Origin of the sequence: Streptomyces pristinaespiralis (assembly GCF_001278075.1) — a bacterium.
Taxonomy (GTDB): Bacteria; Actinomycetota; Actinomycetes; order Streptomycetales; family Streptomycetaceae; genus Streptomyces; species Streptomyces pristinaespiralis.
In genome coordinates this window covers 5,909,265-5,933,987 of record NZ_CP011340.1, presented here as the reverse complement: position 1 = coordinate 5,933,987, position 24,723 = coordinate 5,909,265, and the positions used below count along the sequence as shown (strand labels likewise).

The following is a 24,723-nucleotide window of genomic DNA, read 5'->3' as shown; positions in this document are numbered from 1 at the left end:
GGGGCGCCGGCGGCTGTCGGCGCGGTGCCGGCGATGCGGCTCACCGGCGGGCCAGATAGGCCTGGAACGCGCGGTACAGCGCGTGGTTGGCGGTGCCGTCCAACGGTCTCTCCCATTCCCCCAGCGTCTCGACGACCTCGCCGCCGGTGCCGAGCTTCCAGCGCAGCAGCCCGTACGGCCGGTCGTCGGGGTCGAGGGTGGAGGGTACCCCGCGCATGTCGTACACGTCGGCGCCGAGTGCCTTGGCGTCCTGGAGCATCCGCCATTGCAGCAGGTTGGAGGGGCGGACCTCGCGGCGGTGGTCGGCGGAGGCGCCCGTCTGGTACCAGACGCGGCGACCCACATGGATCATGGTGTGCGCGGCGAGTATCTCGCCGCCGTGGCGGGCGAGGTACAGCTTCATCCGGCCCGGCTCCTCCGCGTTGAGGGCCGCGTACTGGCGCTCGTAGTAGGCGAGCGACCGGCCGAGACGGAAGCCGTCGCGCTCCTCCGTGATGCGCAGCAGCCGGTAGAACTCGGGGAGTTCGGCCGCGCTGCCGACCACCACCTCCACGCCGGACTTCTGCGCGCGCCGGACGTTGCGCCGCCACTCCTGGTTGAGCCCGGACCACAAATCCTCCGAGGTGCGCCCCGCGAGCGGGACACGGAAGACGTGGCGCGGCTGCGCGTCACCGTCCTCCTCGCCGCCGCACCGCTGCCAGCCCCGGGCCCGCAGCCGCTCCGCGACCGCCGTGCCCAGCGGATCCACCTCGGTGGCGAGGACGTCGGACAGCCGGCGCCCCGGCCCCGTCGCCGCCTTCAGCCTGGCCGCGCTCCAGCTGCGGTACGCGGGCGACGGCCCGATCCGTACGGCGAAGGCGCCCGCCGCGCGCAGATGCCGCAGCAGCGGGTCGAGCCAGCCGTCGATGCCGGGATCCGCCCAGTCGGCGACGGGGCCCTCCGGCAGGTAGGCGAAGTACTTGCGCGTGCCGGGCAGTTGGCGCAGCAGGACGAGCGCGGCACCGGACAGTGCGCCGGCGGCCGGATCGGGTCCCCAGCCGACGAGCCGGGCCTGCCAGCCCTCCTTGACCTGCGCCCAGGACGGGCACTGGAGAAACCCGGCGCCGAGATCCGAACCGGTGCGGGACGCGAGGAACGCGCGGTACGTCGCGGCGTCGACGGGCCCCAGCGGTGATTCCTGGCCGCGGGCGGCGGCCGGCACGAGCAGCGCTGACACGGTGTGAGCCTCTCTCTGGGTGACGCCGAGGATGCTCACAGCCGTCCGTGACCGCTCCGCGCGGCGGATGTGACCGGACGATGACCGTTCGCCTGCAGTCGTCGTCACATCCGCGCAGCGCCTCTCACCTGCGCTTTCCCGGTTCTACAGTCGCCGGTACCACCACTACTCGTGACGGGGGAATCCGTTGGGTCACATACGTGTGCGCATCGCGGCGGTCGCGGTCCTGCTCGCACCGCTCGCCGCCTGTTCGTCCGGTTCCGGCACGCCGGCCACACATGCCGAGGCCGGCGGCGGCTCGGCGGCGGCCGAGGACCGCCCGGCGACCGTGACGGTGACGCCGAAGGGCAAGGGGGTGCGTGCCGGTGAGCCCGTCAAGGTCACGGCGGCGGGCGGCACGCTCACCTCGGTCACCGTCACCGACGCCGAAGGCCGCTCCCTCGGCGGCAGGCCGGCCGCGGACGGCACGACCTGGTCGTCGGCCCGCAAGGCGTCCCCCGGCACCTCGTACACGGTGACCGTCGAGACGACCACGAAGAACGGGACGAAGAACACCGTGACCTCCGCGTTCACCACCGCGGAGGCCGACAAGGTCAACAAGGTCGACTGGCGCCCCGGCGCGAACAAGGTCGTCGGCATCGCCCAGCCCGTCTCGCTCGTCTTCGACCACCCGGTCACCGACAAGGCGGCGGTCGAACGGCAGTTGAAGATCACCACCTCGGACGCCACCGAGGGTTCCTGGGGCTGGATGGAGGACTACTCCGGCCGCGACCGGATCGACTGGCGGCCCAAGGAGTACTGGAAGCCCGGCACGAAGGTCACTCTCCGGGCCGAGCTGAACGGCACCGACTCCGGCGACGGCGGCTGGTTCGTCCGTGACTACGCGACCACGTTCACGATCGGCGCGAGCCAGGTCGTCAAGGTCGACCTCGACCGCAAGCAGCTCACCCTGGAGCGGGACGGCAAGGCGGTCCGTACGATCCCGGTCTCCGGCGGCACCCCCGGCGGCGACAAGCGCTCCTGGCGCGGGACGGCGGTGCTGATGGCCAAGGAGGGCACGATCAACATGAACTCCGAGACCGTCGGCCTCGGCGACGCCTACGACAAGATGGTCGACCACTCGATGCGGCTGACCTGGTCCGGGATGTACGCGCACGCCGCACCGTGGAACGACAAGTGGTTCGGCAGGGCGAACATGAGCTCCGGCTGCATCGGCATGAGCGACGCGAACGCCGCCTGGTTCTACGACCAGGTGCGTCCCGGCGACCCGTTCGAGATCAAGGGCAAGGACACCAAGGGCACGGTCGCGCCGGGCAACGGCTTCGGCGACTGGAACGTGTCGTGGGCGGACTGGCAGGCGAAGAGCGCGCTGCGCTGAGGTCCGGCCGGTGCGGGCGGCGCCGGTCCGGCGCCGCCCGCACCCTCCGCGGCCTGCTCGCTCAGGCGGTGGCGCCCTCGGGCTCGTCCGCCCGCGCCGTCGCCGCCGCCAGGCGGGCCCGCAGCGCGGCGTTCTCCGCCTCCAGGACCGCGATGCGCTTACGGGCGAAGTACAGCTCCGTCACCGCGTCGCGGAACTCCGCGACCAGTTCTTCGGGGGTCAGTTCCATGGCGTGCGTCCTCTCGGGGCGTGCGTGCGGCTCAGGCGGGGGCGATGGTGGTGACCGTGTTGTCGGAGCCGCGCCACTTCAGCGCACCGTTCTCCGCGTACAGCACGCCGCCGCCGCGCGAGTCGACGCCCGTGGGCGCGGAGGCCACGTCGACGACCCGCACCGTGCCCTCGACCATCAGCGCCGAGTCGGTGCCCGGCTGCTGCACGACATGGAGCTGCGACCAGGGGTTGCCGCCCACGCCCATGCCGATACCGACCCGCCCGCTGCCCTTGACGACGAAGTCGTCTCGGGCGTTGTTGCGCAGGCAGATCAGGTTGCCGGTGGTGGGCCCGTTGCCCGCCTTCACGAAGATGCCCTGGGCTGCCGTCCCCGCCGTCAGCAGGTCGATCGACAGAGCGGACGCCTTCTCGTCCGAGCCGTCCGCGTGGCCCGTGTGCGAGATCTTCAGCGTGCCGTGCGCCTTCTCCGTGCCACTGAGATACATGGCCGAGTCACCCGGGTTCTTCGATACGACGTTCAGGGCCACGCCGCTGCCGGACGTGCCGGCCTGATAGGCCGTCACCGCGTGCTCGGTCGTCGACGTCGTCTTGAAGAAGGCGGACTTGACGGTGGAGTCCGTCCTGAAACCCTCCGCCACCACCGGACCGTCGAACGTCGTCGTCGGGCCGTCCGCCTCCGCGGCCGCCGCCGGCGTCGCGGCGGCGCCCGCCGCCACGGTCACCGCCCCCGCGGTGAACCCTCCGAGGAACAACCTCCGCGACACGCTCATGCGTTCACCCTTCTCCCGTACTGCGCGTGCGCCTGCTCCGGCGCATCCAGGAAGGGGACCGCCGTGGACCCCCATTGGTTGCAGACGAACCACCACCGGTCCGTCCCGGTGGGCGTTCGTCGACGGCCCGCGCCGAGACGCCGGTCAGGGCGTGGGCCGCAAGGTGGCGGCCACCGCACGGACGCGTACCCGCAGCCGTTCGTCGGCGTGGACGATCCGGTCCTCCAGACCCGAGCCGATCACCCGCAGGTCACGCTCGGCCAGGTCGTTCAGCCTGCGCAGGTGATCGTCGGTCAGCGCCCGCGGTCCCAGTGCCTCCAGCGCGTCACAGGCTTCCGAGGCGTTCGCCTCCCGCTCGGCCGCTGTCAGGAGGAGGCCGGCCAGCGACCGGCGATCGAGCGATTCCCCGTCCGCCACGGCCACCAGGGCGAGCACGGCCGCCGGGACCCGTTCCAGGTCCTCGAGCAGTGCTTCCAGCCGGGGCACCAGCGGCCGGCCGGCCGGGCCGAGGGACGCGGCCACGCGGGCCGCCCGTATCGCGCTCCACCGGAACCAGGGTTCACCGGCCGCCCGCGCGAACACCGAGTCCAGCACCGGCACGACCGTCCGGGCGTCCCCGGTGATCCGCCACAGGGCGTCGGCCAGCGCCACGTCCGCGTCCAGCACCGGGGTGATCCGCCGGGCGTCCGCGCCGCTGAGAGCGCCGCGCAGTGCGCCCGCCGCCCCCTCTCCCGCCGCGCCCAGCCGGCCCGCCGCCCGGGCCGCGCCGGCCACGTCGCCGGACGCCTCAGAGAGCTCCTTGGCGAGCCTCGCCAGGAGAACGTCCGTCTCACCGGTCAGTTCGAAGTGGGCCTGCGCGACCGGGAGCGGCGCGTCGGGGGCCGACTCCCGCAACACCCGCGCCGCGCGCCGGCGCTCGTCGGGCGCGCTTTCGGCGGCGATCGCGGCGAGGGCCGGGGCCGCCGGCAGCGGGAACCGGGGGAGCAGTCCGTGCAGTTCGGGCAGCGCGGCGGCGGCCCGGCCGCCCCATTGCCGCAGCAGGCGCGCCAGTTGTACGGGCTCGTTCCCGGAGAGGTCGTCCTCCGTCAGCCTGGCCCGGACCGCGGTCAGCAGCTCGTGGTGGAACGGGAAGGGCACGTCCTGCGGTGCCCGGAACCCCGCGGCGGCGTCCAGGCCCCGGGGGCGCCGCCCGAGGCCGCGGGCGAGCAGCGGAGCCGCCCGGTCCGGCGCGACGAGGGCCAGCACGCCGAGCGCGCGGTCCGCGAGGACGTCGTCGTCGCCTGCCTCGGCGAGTTCGGCCAGGCCGGGCGCGGCCTCCGCCGCGATCGGCCCCAGGTTCGCCAGCAGGGACAGCACGCCCGGTGCGTCGTCCGCCGTGACCAGCGGCAGAAGGGCGGGCAACAGCCGCTCCGGTGCGCTGCGGGACAGCCGGCAGGCCCGGTCGGCGGCCCATACCGCCTCCGCCCGCACCTCTGCGCGTTCGTCCCGCAGGGCGGTGTCGAGCAGGTCCCCGGCCGCCGCGGTCTCCGCGTCGGTCCCCCGCCGCAGCAGTGCCTCGACGACGGCGCACAGCGGCTCTGCCCGGTCCAGGTCGAGCTGCTCCCCTCCGAGGGGACTCGCGGGCAGCGACGACAGCATCGCCCGGTGGAGCGCGGCGTCCCACGCCTCGCCCGCGTCCAGGTGGGCGAAGACGGCGGCGAGCCGCAGCCGGGCGGGCTGTTCCGGCCCCAGGACCGTCTTCGCGAGGGCGGCCCCGGCCGCCGGTTCCAGCCGGGCGACCGCCCCGAGGAGTTCCGCCCGTACGAGCGGTTCCCGCTCCGCGTCCCACCGGTCCAGCAGCTCCGGCAGCACCGTGCCGACGGCACGCGTCTGCGCGAGGGCCCACACGGCCGCCTGTCGCACCGCAGGGTCGGCGTCTGTCAACGATGCCGTCATCAACGGCAGTTGAGCGGCGACGGCCTCGCGCACGGCACCCGGCTCCACCCCGCACTCGTCGTCGCTCCCGGCCAGGTCGCCGAGCAGCCTCAGCAGGTCGGCGGACTTGTGGCCGGCTGCCGCCACGCGGGCGAGGAAAGGCGCCACCTCTGCACCGGCCGCGTAGACGGTCCCCTGGTGCAGGACGCTGCCGTAGAGCTCCGACACCGCTTCGTCCGCGGCTTCCTCGTCGTCCCCGGCGAGCGCCCGCAGCACGTCCGGGAGGTCCTCCGCGCTGCCGTAGGCGTGCGTGGTGGCGGCCCACGGGTGCGCATCGAGACCGTCGAGTGCGAGTGCGAGATCCATGCGCGGATCATGGCAGGAGGGTCCGACAGCGCCGTCCTGCCGGGGGCCGGCGAAAACAGCGCGCCGTCGCCGTCCCCGGGGCCGTAGCATCCCCCGGATGCACGACATCGACGCGCTGCTCCCGCTCGGCCGGGGCAGGGACACCACCCGCCTTCGGGAGTACGACGCGGACGCGCTCGCGCGGTACGTGGCCGACCCGGCCAACGCCTGGTGGCGTCGCAGGCGTTGCGTGCACGCGCTGGCCGGGCGGGTGCCGGAGTCGCGCGTACCCGATCTGATCGCGCGGGTACGCGACGCCGGGGAGACGACCGAGGTACGCGTCGCGCTGCTGGACGTCCTCGGCGACCGTACGGAACTGCTGCCCTGGCTCCGGCACGAGGAACATCACGACGAGAGGCCGTACGGCATGGCGGAAGCGGTCCTCAAGGCCCGCGGCCGGCTCGGTGACCTCTCGGCCGCGGAGGACCTCGTGACGCTCGCCGCCTCCCCCTGGTCCCGGGAGCAGGACGCGGGCCGGGCCGGGCTCGACACCCTCGTAGCCCGTCACGGGCCCGACGCGGTGCTGGCCCGGCTCGGTGACGCACGCCCCGAGGACCGGATGTTCCGCATCCGGATGCGGGCACGCAGCGGCGAGGACGTCACCGACGCCCTCGCGGACCCGGACCGTGCGGTGGCCCACCTCGCCCAGTCACTCGCCGACGACCCGGTCCGGCTGCGCGCGTACCTGACGGAGGCCCCGACCACGGAGGCGAAGCTGTGGGCCGCGTGCGCACTGCACCGCCTCACCGAGGACGGCGCCGGGACCCGGGCGGTCTACGAGAGCCTCGGGCGTCCCCGGGTGGAGGTCGCCGGTCTGGACGAGGAACTGCGGGCGGCGATCGTGCACGAGTACGCGCCCGGCTGCCGGCGTCGAAGCGACCCTCGCTGGCGCGTGGAGGCCCTCGTCACGGACCCGCCGGCGGCCGCAGACATGGACGACCGGCTCCGCCGGGCGACGGCCGCGCTGGCCGCGGCGGGCCTGACGCCGGGAGCCCCGGTCCCCATCGGCGAGCACAACCAGCAGGGCGACGGCACGTATTACGTGGTCCCGTACGACGGGAAGAACCTCTGCGTCAGCACCCTGGGCCCCTTCGTCACCGCCCACGATCCGGACCCCGCCGCCCGGCCCGCCCTCGAAGCGGCCGGCTTCCGGTGGATCGACGAGGAGACCGGTTCGATCACCGTCACCGACCTGTGCGTCTACTACTTCGGCGGCCGCGATCCGCTCGACATCAGCACCCTGCTCTTTTACTGGCAGGACTGACGCCCCAGCCGCGCGAGCGCGGCGGCGTCCTCGCTGCCCTCCTCCGCGGTGTACACGTGCACGACCAGGCCGGTCTCGCCGGGCGTGGCCGGCACGTGCAGGGTCTCGTAGTCGAGGGTGAGCAGCCCGGCCACCGGGTGGCACAGCCGTCGGCGGCCCGCCGTGCACATCAGGACCTCGCCCGTGTCCCAGATGCGCCGGAAGTCGTCGCTGTGCGAGGTCAGTTCGGCGATGAGCCCGGCGAGCTCGGCATCGTCGGGATAGTTGCCCTCGGAGACCCGCAACTGGCCCACTGCCTCCCGTGCCCTTCCCTCCCAGTCCGGGAAGACCTTCCGGGAGGCGGGGTCGAGGAAGAGGTACCGGGCGTTGTTGTGGTCGCGGCGGCCCGGGTCGCCGAGGCCGCCCAGCAGTTCGGCGCCGAGGGCGTTCCAGGCCACGACATCGGCGCGGGGGTTCGTCACGAAGGCGGGGAACCCCTCCACGGAGTCCAGCAGCCGGCGGAGCAGAGGGCTGACCCGGGTCGCGGGTACGGGCCCCCGCCGGGTGGCGGTGAGCGTGGCGAGGTGCTTGCGCTCCGCCGCCTCGAGGCCGAGCGCCCTGGCGAGCGCGTCGAGCACCTCGGGCGAGGGCTGGGTCGCGCGGCCCTGTTCGAGGCGCACGTAGTAGTCGACGCTGATCCCGGCGAGCTGGGCGAGTTCCTCGCGTCGCAGGCCCCGCACCCGGCGCCGCCCGCCGACGGCGAGCCCCACGTGTTCCGGGGCGACCCGGGCGCGGCGGGCGCGCAGGAAGCCGCCGAGGGCCCGCCGCGGATCGCCGGTCCCGCCGCCGGCTCCGCCGGTGCCGGCCCCGTCCGTGCCTGTGCGCTCGATGTGGTCCACGCCGTCCATGCGCTCAAGTATGGGTGGCCCTCGCGGTACCAGGACCGCCGTTCCTGCGGTTCGACAGGGTGCTGGCTGCCGCTGCGCGCCCGGGAGAACGTGGCGGTATGACTGAAGAAGCCCCGCAGCGGCCCAAGAAGATCCTCGTCGTCACCGCCCACCCCGAACCCCTTTCGCTCACCTCCGCCCTGACCGCCTTCGCCGTCGAGCGCCTGCGCTCCGCGGGCCACGAGGTCAGGGTGTCCGACCTCTACGCCATGAAGTGGAAGGCGGCCGTGGACGTGGACGACTTCCCCGGCCACCCCGCGGACCGGCGGCTGGACGTGCTGGCCGCGCAGGAACGGGCCGCGGTGTCCGGCCGGATGTCGCCGGACGTCGCGGCCGAGCAGGAGAAACTGCGCTGGTCGGACGCGGTGTTGCTGCAGTTCCCCCTGTGGTGGTTCTCCGTGCCCGCGATCATGAAGGGCTGGCTCGACCGGGTGTTCACCCCCGGCTTCGCGCACGGCCCGGACCTTCCTCCGCCGTACAGCGAGGGCGCGCTGGGCGGACGGCGTGCACTGCTCTCGGTGACGATCGGTGCGAGCGAGCCGTCGCTCACCGACCGGGGCATCCACGGACGCCTGTCGGATCTCCTCCACCCGCTGCAGCACGGCGTGTTCTGGTTCGCCGGCATCGCACCGCTCGAACCGTTCACCGTCCACGACGCGCACAGCCTCTCCGCGGAGAGGTACGCGGCGGTGGAGCGTGAGTACGGACAGCGCCTCGACGGGCTGTTCACCGACGAGCCGATCCCCTACCGGACCCTTGCCGGCGGCGATTACGACCGCGACATGCGGTTGCTGCCGGAGGTGGAGCCGCCCGGCACCACCGGCCTCGACCTCCACATGCGCCCGCGCGTCTGAGGCGGATGCCACGGGTTCGAAGCCTGTCAAGGTCACCGGCGGGAGGGGTCCCGGACCGTGCGCGGTCCGGGAATTCCGGCGGCTCCCTCGGCAGAGCGGCCTCGCCGCCTACCGGGCGCTCCCCGGCGAGCCTTTGACGGCCGAGGGCGGTCCCCCTGGAAGACCGGGATACCGCCCTCGGCGATCGTGCTCAGCAGTCAGTTCCCACGCGGCATGACCTGGAGAGTGCCGTCATCGACAACGAACTCGTTGTACCCGAATCTCTCGCCCAGCTCGCGGTACCGGCGGTGCTGCGACTCACTGATCGGAACCAAGTACGCCTTGAGGACCCGCAGGAACAGCCTGAACCCGAGGTCGGGGTCGACCTCGATGACGACCCGCTCCAGCGACGGGACCACTTCCGGCACCCCGTAGTAGGGGTGACCGGCGGTGGCGCGGTCCAACTCCGGTGCGAGAGCTCGCACCTCGGCGAGGACCGCGTCCCTCAGTTCCGGACAGCCGACGGGCGCAGGAGGGAGGGCATCGAATCGCGGTACGTCCCGGCGGATGCGTTCCTCGCAGACCTCCACAATCTGGCGGAGCCAGTCGCGTCCGTCCATCCAACGCACATCCGGGTCGAACTTGGAGCGCACGGCCGCACACCACAGGATGTCGATCACCCTGGTCGGCAGGGGTGACTCCAGCAGCCTGACGGCGTCTTCCCGGAGGGTGGGTGCGTAGGCTCCCTCGCCCCAGGCCGCGGCCTCCACCGCCATTTCCAGCGGAGTTAACTCGAAGATGCTGCCGTACCACTTGGTGAGGCCACTGAGACCGAAGTCGATCCAGATGTCCTTGCGATCCATGACTAGGTGACTCTCATTCCGGAGGCGACGGCACGCTGCTGCTCTACTGGCAGGACCGGCCTGTCGCCCGATACCTCACCGCGCCATCTCCCACAGCAGCACCTCCGCCGCCCCCTCCGCGGTGAGCTCCAGCCCTTCCGCGTCCGTGATCCGCGCCGCGTCGCCCGGCCCCAACTCGTCGCCGTCGAGCGCCACATGGCCGCGCATCACATGCGCGTACACGTACGGGGCGTCCGGCACCGCCGTCCGCTCGCCCGCCGTGAGCCGGCGCGCGTGCAGCATCGCGCCCGCCTCCGGGAGGGCGTACGGCGTCGAGTCGGCGATACCGCGCACGATCTCGTACGACGGCTCGCCACCCGGCCGGAGCGGTGCGAGCCACATCTGCACGAACACCAGCGGCACATCGCCGTCGTTGCGCTCCACGTGCCGCACCCCGCCCGCCGAGCTGAGCCGCTGCACATCGCCGGGGCGGACGACGGTCGCGTGCCCGGCCGTGTCGCGGTGGGTGAGCTCCCCCTCGACGACCCAGGTGACGATCTCGGTGTGGCTGTGCGGATGCTCGTCGAACCCGGCGCCGGGTTCGAGCCGCTCCTCGTTGCAGGCCAGGATCGCGCCGAAGCGGAGATTGGCGGGGTCGTAGTGCCGCCCGAAGGAGAAGGCGTGCAGGGACTCGATGCCGGCCGCGGGGTCGCCGCCTCTGTAGCGCTCACCGGCGCGCCGAACGGATATCACGCCACCACGGTAGCCGGGAGCCATCAAGCGACGACGGAATGAACAAGAACCCCGCCCCCCGGCCCCCGCGTCCTGATAAGGCACTCTTGTCCCGTGCCCGAACCTGCAGCGAACTCCTCCCACCCGCACTCCGCGACCCTGCGCCGCCTCGAGCAGTCCTCCGGCCGGCTCGCCGCGAACGCGATCGCCCGCATGGACCAGTCGCTGCCCTGGTACAGGGCCATGCCACCGGAGAACCGGTCGTGGATCGGGCTGGTCGCCCAGGCCGGTATCGCCGCTTTCACCGAATGGTTCCGGCACCCGGAGACCCCTCAGGCCATCTCGACCGACGTCTTCGGCACCGCGCCGCGCGAGCTGACCCGGGCGATCACCCTGCGCCAGACCGTCGAGATGGTGCGCACCACCATCGAGGTCATGGAGGCGGCGATCGAGGAGGTCGCCGCCCCCGGCGACGAGTCCGTCCTGCGCGAGGCGCTGCTCGTCTACGCACGGGAGATCGCCTTCGCCACCGCCCAGGTCTACGCCCAGGCCGCCGAGGCCCGCGGCGCGTGGGACGCCCGCCTCGAATCGCTCGTGGTCAACGCGGTGCTGTCCGGTGAGGCCGACGAGGGCGCCGTCTCCCGCGCCGCGGCACTCGGATGGAACTCGCCCGAGCACGTCTGTGTGATCCTCGGCACGGCGCCCGACGGGGACAGCGAACTGACCGTGGAGGCCATCCGCCGCGCGGCGCGGCACGCCAAGCTCCAGGTACTGACGGGCGTGCTCGGCGACCGGCTGGTCGTCATCGCCGGCGGCAGCGACAACCCGCTGCACGTCGCCAAGGCACTCATCGGCCCGTACGCGGCGGGGCCCGTCGTCGCCGGCCCGATCGTGCCCGACCTGCTGGCGGCGACCCGCTCCGCGCAGGCCGCCGCCGCCGGTCTCAAGGCGTGCTCGGCCTGGCAGGACGCCCCGCGGCCGGTTCTCGCGGACGATCTGCTGCCGGAGCGCGCCATCGCCTCCGACCCTTCTGCGCGTGAGCAGTTGGTGGAGGAGATCTACAGACCACTGGAGGAAGCCGGCTCGGCCCTCCTGGAAACTCTGAGTGTCTATCTGGAGCAGGCGAGCAGCCTCGAAGGCGCCGCCAGGATGCTCTTCGTGCATCCCAACACCGTGCGCTACCGGCTCCGACGTGTGACAGACGTCACCGGCTGGTCACCCTCCGACGTGCGTTCGGCGTTCACGCTGCGAATCGCGCTGATCCTGGGGCGTCTGGCCGACGGGGATGCCCAGCCCTAGACTTTTGTCGAACACCGACAATTCCCCTGACGGTTCTTCGTCCCTGTCCCCACGGGCGGGAGAGGCCGTCCACAAGAGAGAGTGTGAGGGTGCTCGTACTCGTCGCTCCCGGCCAAGGCGCTCAGACGCCCGGCTTCCTGACTCCCTGGCTCGACCTCCCCGGCGCCGCCGACCGCATCGCGGCCTGGTCGGACGCCATCGGGCTCGACCTTGCCCACTACGGCACCAAGGCCGACGCGGACGAGATCCGCGACACCGCCGTTGCGCAGCCCCTCCTCGTCGCCGCCGGACTGCTGTCCGCCTCGGCGCTCGGTGACGTGGCTCCCGGCGCGGTCGCCGGACACAGCGTCGGAGAGATCACCGCCGCCGCCCTCGCCGGTGTCATCGACGACACCTCCGCGCTGAAGCTCGTACGGGCCCGCGGCCTGGCGATGGCAGAGGCCGCCGCGATCACGCGGACCGGCATGTCGGCCGTCCTCGGCGGCGAGGCCGACACGGTCGTGGCCCACCTCGAGAAGCTCGGCCTCACCCCGGCCAACGTGAACGGCGCCGGGCAGATCGTCGCCGCCGGCACCGCCGAGCAGCTCGCCGCGCTCGCGGAGGACAAGCCGGAAGGCGTCCGCCGTGTCCTGCCGCTCCAGGTGGCCGGCGCGTTCCACACTCATCACATGGCACCCGCCGTCGCGAAGCTCGAGGAGGCCGCCGAGGCCCTCACGGTCTCCGCCCCGGCCGTACCGTACGTCTCGAACAAGGACGGGCAGATCGTCGCCGACGGCGCCGACGTCATCTCCCGTCTCGTGGGTCAGGTCGCCAACCCGGTCCGCTGGGACCTGTGCATGGAGACCTTCAAGGAGCAGGGCGTCACCGCCCTGGTCGAGGTCTGCCCCGGCGGTACGCTCACCGGCCTCGCCAAGCGCGCCCTGCCGGGCGTGCGGACGTTGGCGCTGAAGACCCCCGACGACCTCGACGCGGCCCGCGCGCTCGTCGCCGAGCTTTCAGCCTGACAAGGAGCCGTAGAGCATGTCGAAGATCAAGCCCAGCAAGGGCGCCCCGTACGCACGCATCCTGGGTGTCGGCGGCTACCGTCCGACCCGGGTCGTGCCCAACGAGGTGATCCTCGAGAAGATCGACTCCTCCGACGAGTGGATCCGCTCCCGCTCCGGCATCGCCACCCGCCACTGGGCCTCCCCCGAGGAGACCGTGACCGCGATGTCGGTCGAGGCGTCGGGCAAGGCGATCGCGGACGCCGGGATCACCGCCGACCAGATCGGCGCCGTCGTCGTCTCCACCGTCTCGCACTTCAAGCAGACCCCGGCCGTGGCCACCGAGATCGCCGACAAGGTCGGCGCGGGCAAGCCCGCCGCGTTCGACATCTCCGCCGGCTGCGCGGGCTTCGGCTACGGCCTCACCCTCGCCAAGGGCATGATCGTCGAGGGCTCCGCGGAGTACGTGCTCGTCATCGGCGTCGAGCGGCTCAGCGACCTGACCGACCTGGAGGACCGCGCGACGGCCTTCCTGTTCGGCGACGGCGCGGGCGCGGTCGTCGTCGGCCCGTCCGACGAGCCGCACATCGGCCCCACGGTCTGGGGCTCCGAGGGCGACAAGTCGGAGACGATCAAGCAGACGGTGCCGTGGAACGACTTCCACCTCGGCGACGTCTCCCGGCTGCCGCTCAACGAGCGCGGCGAGGTCAAGTTCCCCGCCATCACGCAGGAGGGCCAGGCGGTGTTCCGCTGGGCCGTCTTCGAGATGGCGAAGGTCGCGCAGCAGGCGCTCGACGCCGCCGGCATCAGCGCGGCCGACCTGGACGTCTTCATCCCGCACCAGGCCAATATGCGGATCATCGACTCGATGGTGAAGACCCTGAAGCTGCCGGAGCACGTCACGGTCGCCCGCGACGTCGAAACCACCGGCAACACCTCGGCCGCCTCGATCCCGCTCGCTATGGAGCGGCTCCTGGCGACCGGACAGGCGAAGAGCGGCGACACAGCGCTCGTCATCGGCTTCGGGGCGGGTCTCGTCTACGCCGCGACGGTCGTTACCCTCCCCTAGGCACCGTACGGATCTTCCGGACGGCTGCTGCCACACCCTCTGATAAACACCGAAGGAGCGCCACCATGGCCGCCACGCAGGAAGAGATCGTCAAGGGTCTCGCCGAGATCGTCAACGAGATCGCCGGTATCCCGACCGAGGACGTCCAGCTGGACAAGTCCTTCACCGACGACCTGGACGTCGACTCGCTGTCCATGGTCGAGGTCGTCGTCGCCGCCGAAGAGCGCTTCGACGTCAAGATCCCCGACGAGGACGTCAAGAACCTGAAGACCGTCGGCGACGCCGCGGACTACATCGCCAAGCACCAGGCCTGAGTCTCACGTCGCGTTTGTCGCCACTCTGCGGTGGCGCCGTGAAAATTCAGCACCCTCTACACGTGGAGAAAGAATTCCTGTGAACTCGACCAATCGCACCGTGGTCGTCACCGGTATCGGCGCAACCACACCGTTGGGTGGCGACAGCGCATCGACCTGGGAAGGTCTCATCGCCGGGCGTTCCGGTGTGAAGCTGCTCGAGGGCGAGCGCTTCGCCGACCTGCCGGTGAAGATCGCGGCGACCGCCGCGGTCGACCCGGGCGAGGTTCTGCCGCGCCCGCTGGCCCGACGGCTGGACCGCTCCGCGCAGTTCGCGCTGATCGCGGCCCGTGAGGCGTGGGCCGACGCCGGCTACACCGCCCCCGCCGGCGAGGACGGGGCGATCGCCCCGGCCCGTCTCGGCACCGTCATCGCCTCCGGCATCGGCGGCGTGACGACCCTGCTCGACCAGTACGACGTGCTCAAGGAGAAGGGCGTACGCCGCGTCTCCCCGCACACCGTCCCCATGCTGATGCCCAACGGCCCCTCCGCCAACGTCGGCCTCGAGGTGAACGCCCAGGCGGGCGTGCACACCCCGGTCTCGGCGTGCGCGTCGGGCGCCGAGGCGATCGGCTACGCCGTCGAGATGATCCGCACCGGCCGTGCCGACGTGGTCGTCGCCGGCGGCACCGAGGCGGCGATCCACCCGCTGCCGATCGCGGCCTTCGCCAACATGATGGCGATGTCCAAGAACAACGACGAGCCCGAGAAGGCTTCGCGCCCCTACGACACCGCCCGCGACGGCTTCGTCCTCGGCGAGGGCGCGGGCGTGGTCATCCTGGAGTCGGCCGAGCACGCCGCCGCGCGCGGCGCGAAGGTCTACTGCGAGGTGCTGGGCCAGGGCCTGTCCGCGGACAGCCACCACATCGCGCAGCCGGAGCCGACCGGCCGCGGTATCGCGGCGGCGCTGCGGAACCTGCTCGAGACCACGGACCTCAAGCCGTCCGAGGTCGTCCACCTCAACGCGCACGCGACGTCGACGCCGCAGGGTGACGTGGCCGAGATCAAGGCGCTGCGCAGCGTGCTGGGCGACGACCTGGACCACGTCGCGGTCTCCGCGACCAAGTCCATGACGGGTCATCTGCTCGGCGGCGCCGGCGGCATCGAGACGGTGGCGACGGTGCTCGCGCTGCACCACCGCACGGCCCCGCCGACGATCAACATCGACGAGCTCGACGAGACGGTCGACGCGGACATCGTGCGCGGCGAGCCCCGGTCGCTGCCGGAGGGCACGATCGCGGCGATCAACAACTCGTTCGGCTTCGGCGGCCACAACGTGGTGCTGGCGTTCCGTACGGTCTGATCTGCCTGACCCTGCTCACGCGCGAGGCCCGCGCCCCCTTCGGGGGTGCGGGCCTTTGCTTGTTCCCCTGCCCGCCCCTTCCCGTAACCGAGGGCTCCTCCCCTACGCCTGGCGGCGTGGGGGGACCCCCACCGCACCCCCGCGCCTCAATCGCCGGCGGGGCTGACAAAGTCAGCCCGCCTGGGCACCTCCCACGGCCGCCAGGCCGTAGGGGGAGAGCGAGGGCACCGCGCGAAGCGCGGTACGGGTCCGGGCGGAGCCCGGTTACGGGATGGGGCGGGGTGGGGAAAACGCCCGCCGCAGGCGCCACGCAGCCGCGGCCCCGCGTCACACCACCTGGTGGAGCCACCGCACCGGCGCTCCCTCGCCCGCGTACCGGAACGGCTCCAGCTCGTCGTCCCACGGCTTGCCCAGCAGCTTCGCGATCTCCGCCTCGAGGTCCGTCTCGCCCTGCGCGGACCGCGCCAGCGCCGCCCGCAGGCGGTCCTCGGGCACGAGGATGTCGCCGTGCATGCCGGTCACCGCGTGGAAGATCCCGAGGTCCGGCGTGGCGCTGTAGCGCTCGCCCTCGGCGGTCGCGCACGGCTCCGCCGTCACCTCGAAGCGCAGCAGGTGCCAACCGCGCAGCGCGGACGCCAGCTTGGAGGCGGTGCCCACCTCGCCCTGCCAGGAGAATTCGGCTCTCCAGGTGCCGGGCGATGCGGGCTGGCGGATCCAGTCCAGCTGGACCCGTACGCCGAGCACGCCCGCGACCGCCCATTCGACGTGCGGGCACAGCGCGCGCGGTGCGGAGTGAACGTACAGAACGCCACGTGTCGTCACCGGGACCTCCAGTGTGGGACGAGGATCGCCTTCCCAGCGGCCTCAGTAAACAGCATCGGGAACAAGTCTCCGCAAAAGGGACGGCATGTGACGAGATGTAATTTACCGGCGCCGATGGGCGAGGTGGGCCTCTGGGTCGACGTGGCAAAAGTTACCGTGCGGAACGCGCCGAGGGGTGACGTAATGTCGGTCCTGGGGCCCGTACGCACCAAGCTTTCACTCGGCAGGAGGTCGGATGCCGGGTTTGTGGAGGGGAAAGTGACCATGCGACAGCGGAGCCGGACGTTCCGGGTGCGCACCGGCGTGGCCGCCGCGCTCGCCACCGCCGCGCTCGCGGCAGGAGCGCTGGCAGCATGTGACTCGTCGTCAGGACCTGTCGGCCGGGATCCTTCCGCGACGTCCGCGCGTCCCTCGCCGAGCCCGAGTCCGACCCGCGTGTGGGACAGCAGTCCGCGGTCGCTCGCCGCGGTCGGCGACTCCATCACCCGCGGGTTCGACGCGTGCATGATCCTCGCGGACTGCCCGGAGGTGTCGTGGGCGACCGGCACGGACGCCACGGTGAACAGCCTGGCCCTGCGCCTGCTGGGACCGGCCGCCGCGGCGGAGCGCAGCTGGAACCTCGCCCGTTCCGGCGCCGACGCCTCCGACCTGCCGGAACAGATGGCACGGGCCGCGGGCCACAAGCCGGAACTGGTCACGGTGATGGTCGGCGCCAACGACGCGTGCGCCGACACCGTGGACCGCATGACACCCGTCGAGGACTTCCGGGCCTCGCTGGAGGCCGCCATGGCCACGCTGCGCAAGGACGCCCCGAAGGCGCAGGTCTACGTCTCCAGCGTGCCGGACCTCAAGCGGCTGTGGTCCGAGGGCCGCGGCGACGCGCTGGGCAGCCGGATATGGGAACTGGGCATCTGCGCCTCGATGCTCGGCGACGCCCAGGACCTGGGCGTCCGGGCGCAGCAGCGCCGGGACACCGTCCATGAGCGGGTGGTGGCGTACAACGGCGTGCTCGAGGACGTGTGCGCGAAGGACGACCGCTGCCGGTACGACGGCGGCGCGGTCTTCGACTACCGCTTCACGGGTGAGCAGTTGAGCCGCTGGGACTGGTTCCACCCCAGCAGGGACGGCCAGCAGCGGCTGGCGGAGATCGCCTACCGCAACATCACGGCCGCGCAGGCGCCGCGCGCCGGGTCGTAGGCCGCCTTCCCCCACCGCGGCCGGACGGCGATACTTCCGCCACCCGACGAAAGGATTCCCGTGCCCCGGATACGCGCCCGTCTGGACGTACTTGGTGTCGCCCTGCTCGCCTCCGCCGCGCTCACGCTCACGGCGTCCCCGCTCGCCTCGGCCGCCCCCTCCCCCGCCGCTGCCCCGCTCACGGTCGAGGAGCAGCGGCTCGGCAAGGCAGTGCCGCAGGAGATCCTGCGGCGCAGCGGATTCGACTCCGCGGCACCGCACTTCGTCCAGGCGCTTGAGGAGGCGACGTCGTACCGGCAGGCGGAGCGCGCCGTCCTGCGCCACGGGTCGGCCCTGTGGGAGCGGGCCGTGGACCGGGCGCAGGGCAGGGGCGCGGCCCGGGGCGACCTGAGCCGGGACGACGACCGGCCGCTGTACTGGGCACGGCTCGGGATGACGGCCGGTCTGCGGCAGTGGCAGCCCTCGTTCGACATGTCCGCCGCGCAGCGGGCGCGGTTGCTGGAGAGCCTGGAACGGTCCTCGCGCGGTCAGGACTCGATGGACTTCCCGCCCGGCAAGGGCGTCAAGCGGATCGTGATGACGGGCTTCGACCCGTTCACGCTCGACCGGGACATCCGTATCAGCAATCCCTCCGGCGCGACCGCGCTCGCCCTCGACGGCACCTGGATCCGCACGGCGGACGGGCCGGCGAGGATCGAGACGGCCGTCTTCCCGGTGCGCTGGCAGGACTTCACCGACGGCACGGTCGAGCGGACCCTGGAGGCCCGGCTCCCGGAGGCGGACCTGTTCACGACGGTCAGCCAGGGCAGGGTGGGCCGTATCGACATCGAGCGCTTCAACGGGGCCTGGCGGGGCGGCTTCCCGGACAACGACAACGTCTCCCGCAGAGAGACCGTGCCGGTGTCCGATCCCGCCTCGCAGCCCCAGTGGACGCTGACGTCGCTCCCGTACGAGGCGATCACCACCGCCGACACGGGCCGCTTCCCGGTGTACGACAACACCTCCGTGACCGAGATCCCGGCCGGTCAGAGCGCCCCGGTGACCCGGACGGACGGTCCGACGCCCGGCTCGACCGCACGGGCCGGAGGCGGCGGCGACTATCTGTCCAACGAGATCGCCTACCGCGCCACCCTGCTGCGCGACCGGCTCGGCCTGGACCTCCCCGGCGGTCATGTGCACACCCCGGTGCTCCAGTTCGCGGCGGGCAACACGACGCAGATCACCGACCCGGAGTTCGTACGCAACCGGCTGGACATCATCGCCCAGGTCCGCGAGATCATCAGGGTGGCGGCCGGGAACAACGGGACGGGATGACGGACACATGAAGATCGCGGCGGGGCAGTTCACCTCGGTACCCGGTGACATCGAGGCGAACGTCGGCAGCATGCAAGGGCTGGTGCGGGCGGCGGCCGGGCAGGGCGCCGCCCTGGTCGCCTTCTGCGAGCTGGCGGCCACCGGCTACGACCTGGACCTGATCGCCGGGCGCCCGGAGCTGTGGCTGGCCGAGGACGATCCCCGGCTGGACCCGCTGCGCGAGGCCTGCCGTACGACGTCGACGGCGGCGCTCGTCGGCTGCGCGGCCCTCACGTCCGGTCCCCGCCCCTCCATCTCGGCGCTGGTGATCGGCCCGGACGGCGAACTGCTCGCCCGCTACGACAAGACGCATCTGTACGGTGAGGAGAACGACGTCTTCACGGCCGGTACGCGGGACGGCCGGTTCACCCTCGACGGCGTCCGGTTCGCGGTGGCGGTCTGCTACGACAACCGCTTCCCCGACGTGGCCGAACGGGCGAAGGCCGACGGCTGCCACGTCTATGTGGCCAGTTCGGTGCTCGACGAGCACAACGACTCGTTCGAGAAGGTCTATCCGGTCCGGGCCAGGGACCACGCCCTGCCGGTGCTGCTCGCCAACGCGGTGGGGCCCTCCGGCGTCGGTGACTGCCCGGGCCGCAGCGCGGTCTGGGGTCCGGACGGCGCGCTGCTCGCCACGGCGGGCACGCAGGCCCCGGCCCTCGCGGTGGCCCGGATCCCGGCCGCCGCCGGGGCGGACGGGGCCGCGTCGGGCCCGGAGCGTTAGTCCGCCTGGTCCGTCTTGCGGAAGGTGTACGGGCCCGGCCGGGCCGGGTCCGGGTCGGCGGTCGGGTCCGGGCCGGCGGCCGGGTCCGGCACGAGGTCCCGGGCCATCAGCGTCGCGCCCGCCACCGCGCCCGGCATCAGGAAGACCGCGACGAACGGGACCAGGAACGCCAGGGTCAGCGGCACGCCGAAGCCCAGTGTGCGCATCCGCCGGCCCCTCAGAAGGGCGAGGCGTTCCTTCAGTTCGACGCCGCGCCGCTGGAGGGCCACCGCCGTCAGCTCCTCCGCGAGGAAGAAGCCGGAGACGCAGAAGCCGAGCACCGGGACGACCGTCTGCCCGACCACGGGGATGAAGCCGCAGGCGAAGAGCAGCACGCCGTAGAAGACGACGCGCAGCACGATCCGCAGCGAGTCCCTGGCGGAGATCCACAGTTCACGCCAGAGCGGCAGCCCGGAGTGCGGCACGTCGCCGCCCTCGGAGCGGTCGACCTGCTCGGAGAGGTTCTCGTAGAAGGGCTGGCCGACCAGGAGCGTCACGGCGGTGAAGGTGATGACGGCCACGAACAGCCCGAAGGCGAACAGCAGTGCGGTGAGCGTGCCTCGGAAGATGCCGAGCCAGGGCGAGGACCAGTCGTCGGCGAAGGGGGTCGCCCAGGCCGTCACGTCGTCCGCCCCGAGGACGAGGCCGACGAGTGCCGCCGTGTAGAGCACCAGGGTCACGAGTCCGGGCAGCAGGCCGAAACCGAACCACCGGCCGTGGCCGGCGACCCAGCGCTGGCCCTTCATCAAATAGCCGAAACCCACCCCGAGATCACGCATACGCACACCTTATCGGGGTGCCTCTTGTTGTTCGGCAGCCGAACCGGTAGACCGGGCGTACTGATCTTGTGACGATTCCTTCCGACACACGGAGGCTCGAACCGCATGGGCTCACCCCGCCCCGTACTGATCACCGCCACCCTTGCCGCGGCACTCGCCGGCGCTCTGCTCGCGCCGCTGCCGGGCGCCGTGGCCGCTCCCGCGAAGGACCGGCCCCAGCCGCACCCCGTGAGGGAAGGGGGCCAGGACGCACCTTCGGCAGCGGCCGGGGCACCCCTCTCCGCGACCGCCGGCGCGCTCACCGAAGAGACCCGGGACCTCACCCGGAAGGACGGATATCCGCGAAGGACCGAACTCGAGGCCCCGCCGGAGAACCCGGCCGACAAGTCGATAAAACTGGGCCTCGCTCCCTACCACTCCCTCGCCCCGCGGCTCAACGCCCTTCAGGCGCTGGGCGACCGGGTCAGCGTCGAGGTGGCCGGACGCTCGGCCGGCGGTCACGAGCTGTACCTCGTCACCGTCACCGCGCCGGAGACCGCCGGCGAGGCGGCCGACCAGGAGCGGATGCGGGAGCGCATCGAGAACGCTCCCGCCGCCGCGGCCAAGGACCGGCACATCAAGTCGCACTACAAGACGCCGGTGTTCATCAACAACAACATCCACGGCAACGAGTGGGAGGGCACGGACGCGGCCCTGAAGCTCATCGAGGAACTGGCGAAGGCCAAGGACGCGAGGACCGCCGACCTGCTCGCGAAGAACCGGGTCTACCTGAACGTCACGGCGAACCCGGACGGCAGGATCGCCGGTACCCGCGCCAACGCCGGCGGCTTCGACCTCAACCGCGACTTCATCACCGCCACGCAGCCCGAGACACGGGCGATCCGGCAGATCGCGATCGACAAGCAGCCTGCCGTGATGCTCGACCTGCACGGGTACGTCAACGGCACACTCATCGAGCCGACCACCCCGCCGCACGGCGAGAACTACGAGTACGACCTGTTCCTGAAGAACTCCTACGCGAACGCGCTCGGGATGGAGGCGGCCGTCAACGGCCTCGGCTACACGGCGGAGAAGGACGGCGTGCGTCCCGCCGTGATCCCGTTCCGGGACCAGGAGGAGGGCTGGGACGACTGGCCGCCCATCTTCACCCCGCAGTACATGCCCTTCCAGGGCGCTGTGGCCTCGCACACCATCGAGTTCCCGATGACCGTCAACAACAACGCGTACAACACGCTGCCGGTCGAGGAGCTGCGCCGCAGGGCCGCGATCAACACCGACATCGCGGGCGCGGCGATGCGCGCGACGCTCGCCTACACCCACTCGCACCGCGCCTCGGTGCTGGCCGACCAGATCGAGACGTTCCGCAGGGGCGCCGCCGGTGAGCCGCAGCGGCCCGTCTCCGAGGAAACCGTCCCGGGCGTGCCGGGCATCGGACCCGAGGACGTCTACACCGCGAAGTTCCCGAGGGCGTACGTCGTTCCCACCGGGCGCTCGCAGCGGTCGGCGACCGCGGCGGCCCGGCTGGTCGACCACCTCGTCGCCAACGACGTCCGGGTGGAGCGGGCGCTCACGGCGTTCAAGCTGTCGGGCCGCACGTACCCCGCCGGGTCGTACATCGTCGACATGCACCAGCCCAAGCGCGGTATCGCCAACGTGATCCTGGCCGACGGCCGGGACATCAGCGCTGACGTCTCCACCATGTACGACATCTCGGGCTGGAGCCTCGGCCTGCTGTGGGGCGCGGACGTGGACGCCGCCGCATCCGGCGAGCTGCGGGTCCGCACCCGTACGGTCCACGCCGCGTCGCCCACCGGCTACGTCGCCCCGCGCGGCGACCTGCGGCTGCGGCTGGACGACCCCAAGGAGCTCGCCGCTCTCAACGCCCTGCTGAAGCAGGGGGTCGAGGTCCGGCGCGCCACCGACGGTTCGGCGATCGTGCCGGGCTCGGCGCGCGGCCGGGCGGCCGTGCTCGCGGACCGGCTGGGTGTGGCGTTCCACGCCACGCGGGAGAAGGGCACGAAGGCGCTGGAGCGGACCAGGGTCGCCGCGGCCGTCACGGCGGGCGAGCTGTTCGCCCTGCGTGAGATGGGCTTCGACGTGGTGCCGGTCTCGACGGCGGTGCTGAACGCGGGCTTCGACTGGTCGACGGCCGATGTGCTGTACGTGTCGTCCGGACTGGACCACGCGAAGCTCACCCCCGCCGCCCGCGCCGCGTTCGAGGCGAGCGGCGTCGGTGTGGTCGGACTCGGTGAGCAGGGCGCGGCGTTCAACGAGGCGGCGTCGCTGCTCGACGTCACGGCGGTGGCGGGCAACGGCGACGCCAACGGTGTGGTGCGGGTGCAGAACGCGGGCGGCCCCATCACGGGTGGCGCCCCGGCCCACACGTTCGTCTACTCGCCGATGTGGTTCACCGGTGCGGGCGCCGGGGTGCGGGTCGACCAGTCGTACGCCACGGGCAACCCGCTGGTGTCCGGCCACTGGCGTGCCACGGAGAAGGGCACGGGCGGGCCGGGCGACGCCGCGGGCCACGCCTCTGTGGTCTCCGGGACGTCGTCGGCCGGCGTGCCGGTGGCGCTGTTCGGCACGGAGCCGATGTTCCGGGCGCACCCGAAGGGTGTCTTCGCCCAGATCGGCCGGGCGCTGCTGACCCGCTGACCTCCGTCACGGACGGCAGGGCCGCACCCCGGTCGGGGTGCGGCCCTGCGTCGTGCTCGGCGCTGCCGGTCAGACCGCGAGGTCGACCGTGATGTTGCCGCGGGTCGCCTTGGAGTACGGGCAGACCTGGTGGGCCTTCTCGAGAAGGTCCTTGGCGGTGGCGGCGTCCACGTTCGGGATGGTCGCGGAGATCTTGACGATGATGCCGAAGCCGTCGTCGTTCTTCCCTATGCCGACCTCGGCGGTGACCGTCGAGCCGGAGATGTCCGCCTTCTCCTGGCGCGCTACGACACCGAGGGCCCCTTGGAAGCAGGCGCTGTACCCGGCGGCGAAGAGCTGCTCCGGGTTGGTGCCGGCACCGCTGCCGCCCATCTCCTTGGGCGGGTTGACGACGACGTCGAGCGTGCCGTCGTGCGTGGCGACACGGCCGTCCCGGCCGTTCTCCGCCGTGGCCACCGCGGTGTAGAGCACATCGGACTGCTGGATGGACATGAAGTCTTCCTCCTGCTGGTTCGCCGCGACTCGCGCCCACGATCGCGACGGCTGGGCAAGAGCCTAACGGGTGAATCAGCCGCCGAGGGAAACGATCATCTTGCCGGTGTTCTCACCGCGGAGCAGTCCGACGAAGGCCTCGTAGCCGTTCTCGATGCCCTCGACGACGGTCTCGTTGTACTTGAGCTCACCGGAGGCGATCCAGCCCGCCACGTCCTGGACGAACTGCGGCTGGAGCGCGGTGTGGTCATTGACCAGCATGCCCTGGAGGCGCAGCCGCTTGCCGATCACGAGCGCGAGGTTGCGCGGGCCGGGGGTCGGCTCGGTGTCGTTGTACTGGGCGATCATGCCGCAGATGGTCGCGCGGCCGCCGACGTTGAACGAGGAGATCGCCGCCTCGAGGTGCTCGCCGCCGACGTTGTCGAAGTAGACGTCGATGCCGTCGGGGGCGGCCTCCTTCAGCTGTGCGGCGACGGGGCCGTTCTTGTAGTTGAAGGCGGCGTCGAAGCCGTACTCCTCGACGAGGAGCTTGACCTTCTCGTCGGAGCCGGCCGAGCCTATGACGCGCGAGGCGCCCTTGATCCGGGCCATCTGGCCGACCTGGCCGCCGACGGCACCCGCGGCGCCGGAGACGAACACCGCGTCGCCCTCCTTGAAGGACGCGACGTCGAACAGGCCCGCGTAGGCGGTCAGGCCCGTCATCCCGAGCACTCCGAGGTAGGCGGAGAGCGGGGCGAGCGAGGCGTCGACCTTGGTGGCGTGCTTGGCGGGCACCTCGGCGTACTCTCGCCAGCCGAGGCCGTGCAGCACGTGGTCGCCGACGGCGAAGCCCTCCGCGTTCGAAGCGACGACCTCGCCGACCGCGCCGCCGTCCATGGGACGGTCGAGCTGGAAGGGCGGAACGTACGACTTCACGTCGTTCATCCGGCCGCGCATGTAGGGGTCGACGGAGAAGTGGAGGTTCCGCACGAGGATGCGGCCTTCCGCCGGTTCGGTGACGGGCGCGTCGCGCAGCGCGAAGTCCTCGGCCTTGGGCCAGCCGTGCGGGCGGGCGACAAGGTGCCATTCACGGCCGGACGCGGGAAGTGCGGACATGCTGCGTTCCTCCTAGAAAAGCTTCATTACCTGAAACAACCATGCGCCT

General features: G+C 72.1%; 23 protein-coding genes. 12 read left to right on the top strand and 11 right to left on the bottom strand.

Annotated elements, in window-relative coordinates; all coding sequences use genetic code 11:
- Positions 1 to 40: 40 nt before the first annotated feature.
- Positions 41 to 1,216 carry a lipid II:glycine glycyltransferase FemX gene (locus tag SPRI_RS25240; RefSeq protein WP_037776864.1) on the bottom strand — a complete coding sequence of 392 codons (1,176 nt, stop codon included), beginning with the start codon at positions 1,214 to 1,216 and terminating at the stop codon, positions 41 to 43.
- Positions 1,217 to 1,403: 187 nt separating this feature from the next.
- Here SPRI_RS25240 and SPRI_RS25235 point away from each other — a divergent pair, with 187 nt between their 5' ends.
- Positions 1,404 to 2,594, top strand: coding sequence for a L,D-transpeptidase (locus SPRI_RS25235; protein ID WP_053557337.1), 1,191 nt, complete (start codon positions 1,404 to 1,406; stop codon positions 2,592 to 2,594).
- A 61-nt stretch (positions 2,595 to 2,655) separates the two neighbouring features.
- On the opposite strand, the gene SPRI_RS38915 is transcribed toward SPRI_RS25235, so the two are convergent.
- The 3 genes from SPRI_RS38915 to SPRI_RS25225 form a co-directional block, all read right to left on the bottom strand.
- Positions 2,656 to 2,823 carry a hypothetical protein gene (locus tag SPRI_RS38915; RefSeq protein WP_182327640.1) on the bottom strand — a complete coding sequence of 56 codons (168 nt, stop codon included), beginning with the start codon at positions 2,821 to 2,823 and terminating at the stop codon, positions 2,656 to 2,658.
- Positions 2,824 to 2,854: 31 nt separating this feature from the next.
- Positions 2,855 to 3,595 carry a hypothetical protein gene (locus SPRI_RS25230; protein ID WP_005318116.1) on the bottom strand — a complete coding sequence of 247 codons (741 nt, stop codon included), beginning with the start codon at positions 3,593 to 3,595 and terminating at the stop codon, positions 2,855 to 2,857.
- A gap of 144 nt (positions 3,596 to 3,739) precedes the next feature.
- Positions 3,740 to 5,875, bottom strand: a complete 2,136-nt coding sequence (locus SPRI_RS25225; RefSeq protein ID WP_053557336.1) for a HEAT repeat domain-containing protein — start codon at positions 5,873 to 5,875, stop codon at positions 3,740 to 3,742.
- A gap of 97 nt (positions 5,876 to 5,972) precedes the next feature.
- Here SPRI_RS25225 and SPRI_RS25220 point away from each other — a divergent pair, with 97 nt between their 5' ends.
- On the top strand, positions 5,973 to 7,178 hold the full coding sequence (locus SPRI_RS25220) for a hypothetical protein (protein ID WP_053557335.1): 1,206 nt from the start codon (positions 5,973 to 5,975) through the stop codon (positions 7,176 to 7,178).
- Here SPRI_RS25220 and SPRI_RS25215 read toward each other — a convergent pair.
- Positions 7,163 to 8,065, bottom strand: a complete 903-nt coding sequence (locus tag SPRI_RS25215; protein ID WP_078951289.1) for a helix-turn-helix domain-containing protein — start codon at positions 8,063 to 8,065, stop codon at positions 7,163 to 7,165. The genes SPRI_RS25220 and SPRI_RS25215 overlap by 16 nt on opposite strands.
- A gap of 98 nt (positions 8,066 to 8,163) precedes the next feature.
- On the opposite strand from SPRI_RS25215, the gene SPRI_RS25210 reads away from it, so the two are divergent.
- Positions 8,164 to 8,958, top strand: a complete 795-nt coding sequence (locus SPRI_RS25210; protein WP_005318108.1) for an NAD(P)H-dependent oxidoreductase — start codon at positions 8,164 to 8,166, stop codon at positions 8,956 to 8,958.
- A 197-nt stretch (positions 8,959 to 9,155) separates the two neighbouring features.
- On the opposite strand, the gene SPRI_RS25205 is transcribed toward SPRI_RS25210, so the two are convergent.
- Together SPRI_RS25205 and SPRI_RS25200 are read right to left on the bottom strand one after the other, a co-directional pair.
- Complete coding sequence (locus SPRI_RS25205; protein WP_005318106.1) at positions 9,156 to 9,800, bottom strand: hypothetical protein; 645 nt, start codon at positions 9,798 to 9,800, stop codon at positions 9,156 to 9,158.
- Positions 9,801 to 9,875: 75 nt separating this feature from the next.
- Complete coding sequence (locus SPRI_RS25200) at positions 9,876 to 10,532, bottom strand: pirin family protein (RefSeq protein WP_005318103.1); 657 nt, start codon at positions 10,530 to 10,532, stop codon at positions 9,876 to 9,878.
- Between the two features lie 93 nt (positions 10,533 to 10,625).
- Here SPRI_RS25200 and SPRI_RS25195 point away from each other — a divergent pair, with 93 nt between their 5' ends.
- The 5 genes from SPRI_RS25195 to SPRI_RS25175 all read left to right on the top strand — a co-directional run bounded on the left by SPRI_RS25195 (position 10,626) and on the right by SPRI_RS25175 (position 15,518).
- Positions 10,626 to 11,810, top strand: coding sequence for a PucR family transcriptional regulator (locus SPRI_RS25195; protein ID WP_005318100.1), 1,185 nt, complete (start codon positions 10,626 to 10,628; stop codon positions 11,808 to 11,810).
- Positions 11,811 to 11,899: 89 nt separating this feature from the next.
- On the top strand, positions 11,900 to 12,814 hold the full coding sequence (locus SPRI_RS25190; protein ID WP_037774751.1) for an ACP S-malonyltransferase: 915 nt from the start codon (positions 11,900 to 11,902) through the stop codon (positions 12,812 to 12,814).
- A gap of 16 nt (positions 12,815 to 12,830) precedes the next feature.
- Positions 12,831 to 13,862, top strand: coding sequence for a ketoacyl-ACP synthase III (locus SPRI_RS25185; RefSeq protein ID WP_005318094.1), 1,032 nt, complete (start codon positions 12,831 to 12,833; stop codon positions 13,860 to 13,862).
- Between the two features lie 65 nt (positions 13,863 to 13,927).
- A complete protein-coding gene (locus SPRI_RS25180; protein ID WP_005318091.1) occupies positions 13,928 to 14,176 on the top strand; it encodes an acyl carrier protein in 249 nt (82 codons plus the stop codon).
- 79 nt (positions 14,177 to 14,255) lie between these two features.
- Complete coding sequence (locus SPRI_RS25175; protein WP_005318088.1) at positions 14,256 to 15,518, top strand: beta-ketoacyl-[acyl-carrier-protein] synthase family protein; 1,263 nt, start codon at positions 14,256 to 14,258, stop codon at positions 15,516 to 15,518.
- A 327-nt stretch (positions 15,519 to 15,845) separates the two neighbouring features.
- Here the strand turns inward: SPRI_RS25175 and SPRI_RS25170 are convergent, their stop codons facing one another.
- The gene (locus SPRI_RS25170; protein WP_005318086.1) at positions 15,846 to 16,340 is read right to left on the bottom strand and encodes a DUF3145 domain-containing protein; all 495 of its coding nucleotides are present in this window, start codon (positions 16,338 to 16,340) and stop codon (positions 15,846 to 15,848) included.
- A gap of 264 nt (positions 16,341 to 16,604) precedes the next feature.
- Here SPRI_RS25170 and SPRI_RS25165 point away from each other — a divergent pair, with 264 nt between their 5' ends.
- From SPRI_RS25165 to SPRI_RS25155, 3 genes are read left to right on the top strand one after another with little or no spacing between them, the layout of a single operon-like run.
- On the top strand, positions 16,605 to 17,537 hold the full coding sequence (locus tag SPRI_RS25165; RefSeq protein ID WP_037774749.1) for an SGNH/GDSL hydrolase family protein: 933 nt from the start codon (positions 16,605 to 16,607) through the stop codon (positions 17,535 to 17,537).
- A 60-nt stretch (positions 17,538 to 17,597) separates the two neighbouring features.
- Entirely contained in the window at positions 17,598 to 18,851 is a 1,254-nt protein-coding gene (locus SPRI_RS25160) for a pyroglutamyl-peptidase I (protein ID WP_005318080.1), read from the top strand.
- Positions 18,852 to 18,858: 7 nt separating this feature from the next.
- Positions 18,859 to 19,614, top strand: coding sequence for a carbon-nitrogen hydrolase family protein (locus tag SPRI_RS25155; RefSeq protein WP_053557334.1), 756 nt, complete (start codon positions 18,859 to 18,861; stop codon positions 19,612 to 19,614).
- On the opposite strand, the gene SPRI_RS25150 is transcribed toward SPRI_RS25155, so the two are convergent.
- Positions 19,611 to 20,432 (bottom strand): EI24 domain-containing protein, encoded by an 822-nt coding sequence (locus SPRI_RS25150; RefSeq protein WP_037774747.1) that lies wholly within the window; start codon positions 20,430 to 20,432, stop codon positions 19,611 to 19,613. The genes SPRI_RS25155 and SPRI_RS25150 overlap by 4 nt on opposite strands.
- Before the next feature lie 105 nt (positions 20,433 to 20,537).
- Between SPRI_RS25150 and SPRI_RS25145 the strand changes: the two genes are divergently transcribed.
- Complete coding sequence (locus SPRI_RS25145) at positions 20,538 to 23,087, top strand: M14 family zinc carboxypeptidase (protein ID WP_053557333.1); 2,550 nt, start codon at positions 20,538 to 20,540, stop codon at positions 23,085 to 23,087.
- A gap of 69 nt (positions 23,088 to 23,156) precedes the next feature.
- Here the strand turns inward: SPRI_RS25145 and SPRI_RS25140 are convergent, their stop codons facing one another.
- Entirely contained in the window at positions 23,157 to 23,579 is a 423-nt protein-coding gene (locus tag SPRI_RS25140) for an organic hydroperoxide resistance protein (RefSeq protein WP_005318068.1), read from the bottom strand.
- A gap of 75 nt (positions 23,580 to 23,654) precedes the next feature.
- Positions 23,655 to 24,674 carry an NADP-dependent oxidoreductase gene (locus SPRI_RS25135; protein WP_005318064.1) on the bottom strand — a complete coding sequence of 340 codons (1,020 nt, stop codon included), beginning with the start codon at positions 24,672 to 24,674 and terminating at the stop codon, positions 23,655 to 23,657.
- Positions 24,675 to 24,723 lie beyond the last annotated feature (49 nt).

Excerpts from the sequence above, each read along its gene's own strand:
- SPRI_RS38915 (WP_182327640.1), bottom strand. The coding sequence starts at position 2,823 with ATGGAACTGACCCCCGAAGAACTGGTCGCGGAGTTCCGCGACGCGGTG.
- SPRI_RS25230 (WP_005318116.1), bottom strand. The coding sequence starts at position 3,595 with ATGAGCGTGTCGCGGAGGTTGTTCCTCGGAGGGTTCACCGCGGGGGCG.
- SPRI_RS25225 (WP_053557336.1), bottom strand. The coding sequence starts at position 5,875 with ATGGATCTCGCACTCGCACTCGACGGTCTCGATGCGCACCCGTGGGCC.
- SPRI_RS25220 (WP_053557335.1), top strand. The coding sequence starts at position 5,973 with ATGCACGACATCGACGCGCTGCTCCCGCTCGGCCGGGGCAGGGACACC.
- SPRI_RS25215 (WP_078951289.1), bottom strand. The coding sequence starts at position 8,065 with ATGGACGGCGTGGACCACATCGAGCGCACAGGCACGGACGGGGCCGGC.
- SPRI_RS25210 (WP_005318108.1), top strand. The coding sequence starts at position 8,164 with ATGACTGAAGAAGCCCCGCAGCGGCCCAAGAAGATCCTCGTCGTCACC.
- SPRI_RS25205 (WP_005318106.1), bottom strand. The coding sequence starts at position 9,800 with ATGGATCGCAAGGACATCTGGATCGACTTCGGTCTCAGTGGCCTCACC.
- SPRI_RS25185 (WP_005318094.1), top strand. The coding sequence starts at position 12,831 with ATGTCGAAGATCAAGCCCAGCAAGGGCGCCCCGTACGCACGCATCCTG.
- SPRI_RS25180 (WP_005318091.1), top strand. The coding sequence starts at position 13,928 with ATGGCCGCCACGCAGGAAGAGATCGTCAAGGGTCTCGCCGAGATCGTC.
- SPRI_RS25165 (WP_037774749.1), top strand. The coding sequence starts at position 16,605 with ATGCGACAGCGGAGCCGGACGTTCCGGGTGCGCACCGGCGTGGCCGCC.
- SPRI_RS25155 (WP_053557334.1), top strand. The coding sequence starts at position 18,859 with ATGAAGATCGCGGCGGGGCAGTTCACCTCGGTACCCGGTGACATCGAG.
- SPRI_RS25150 (WP_037774747.1), bottom strand. The coding sequence starts at position 20,432 with ATGCGTGATCTCGGGGTGGGTTTCGGCTATTTGATGAAGGGCCAGCGC.
- SPRI_RS25145 (WP_053557333.1), top strand. The coding sequence starts at position 20,538 with ATGGGCTCACCCCGCCCCGTACTGATCACCGCCACCCTTGCCGCGGCA.
- SPRI_RS25140 (WP_005318068.1), bottom strand. The coding sequence starts at position 23,579 with ATGTCCATCCAGCAGTCCGATGTGCTCTACACCGCGGTGGCCACGGCG.
- SPRI_RS25135 (WP_005318064.1), bottom strand. The coding sequence starts at position 24,674 with ATGTCCGCACTTCCCGCGTCCGGCCGTGAATGGCACCTTGTCGCCCGC.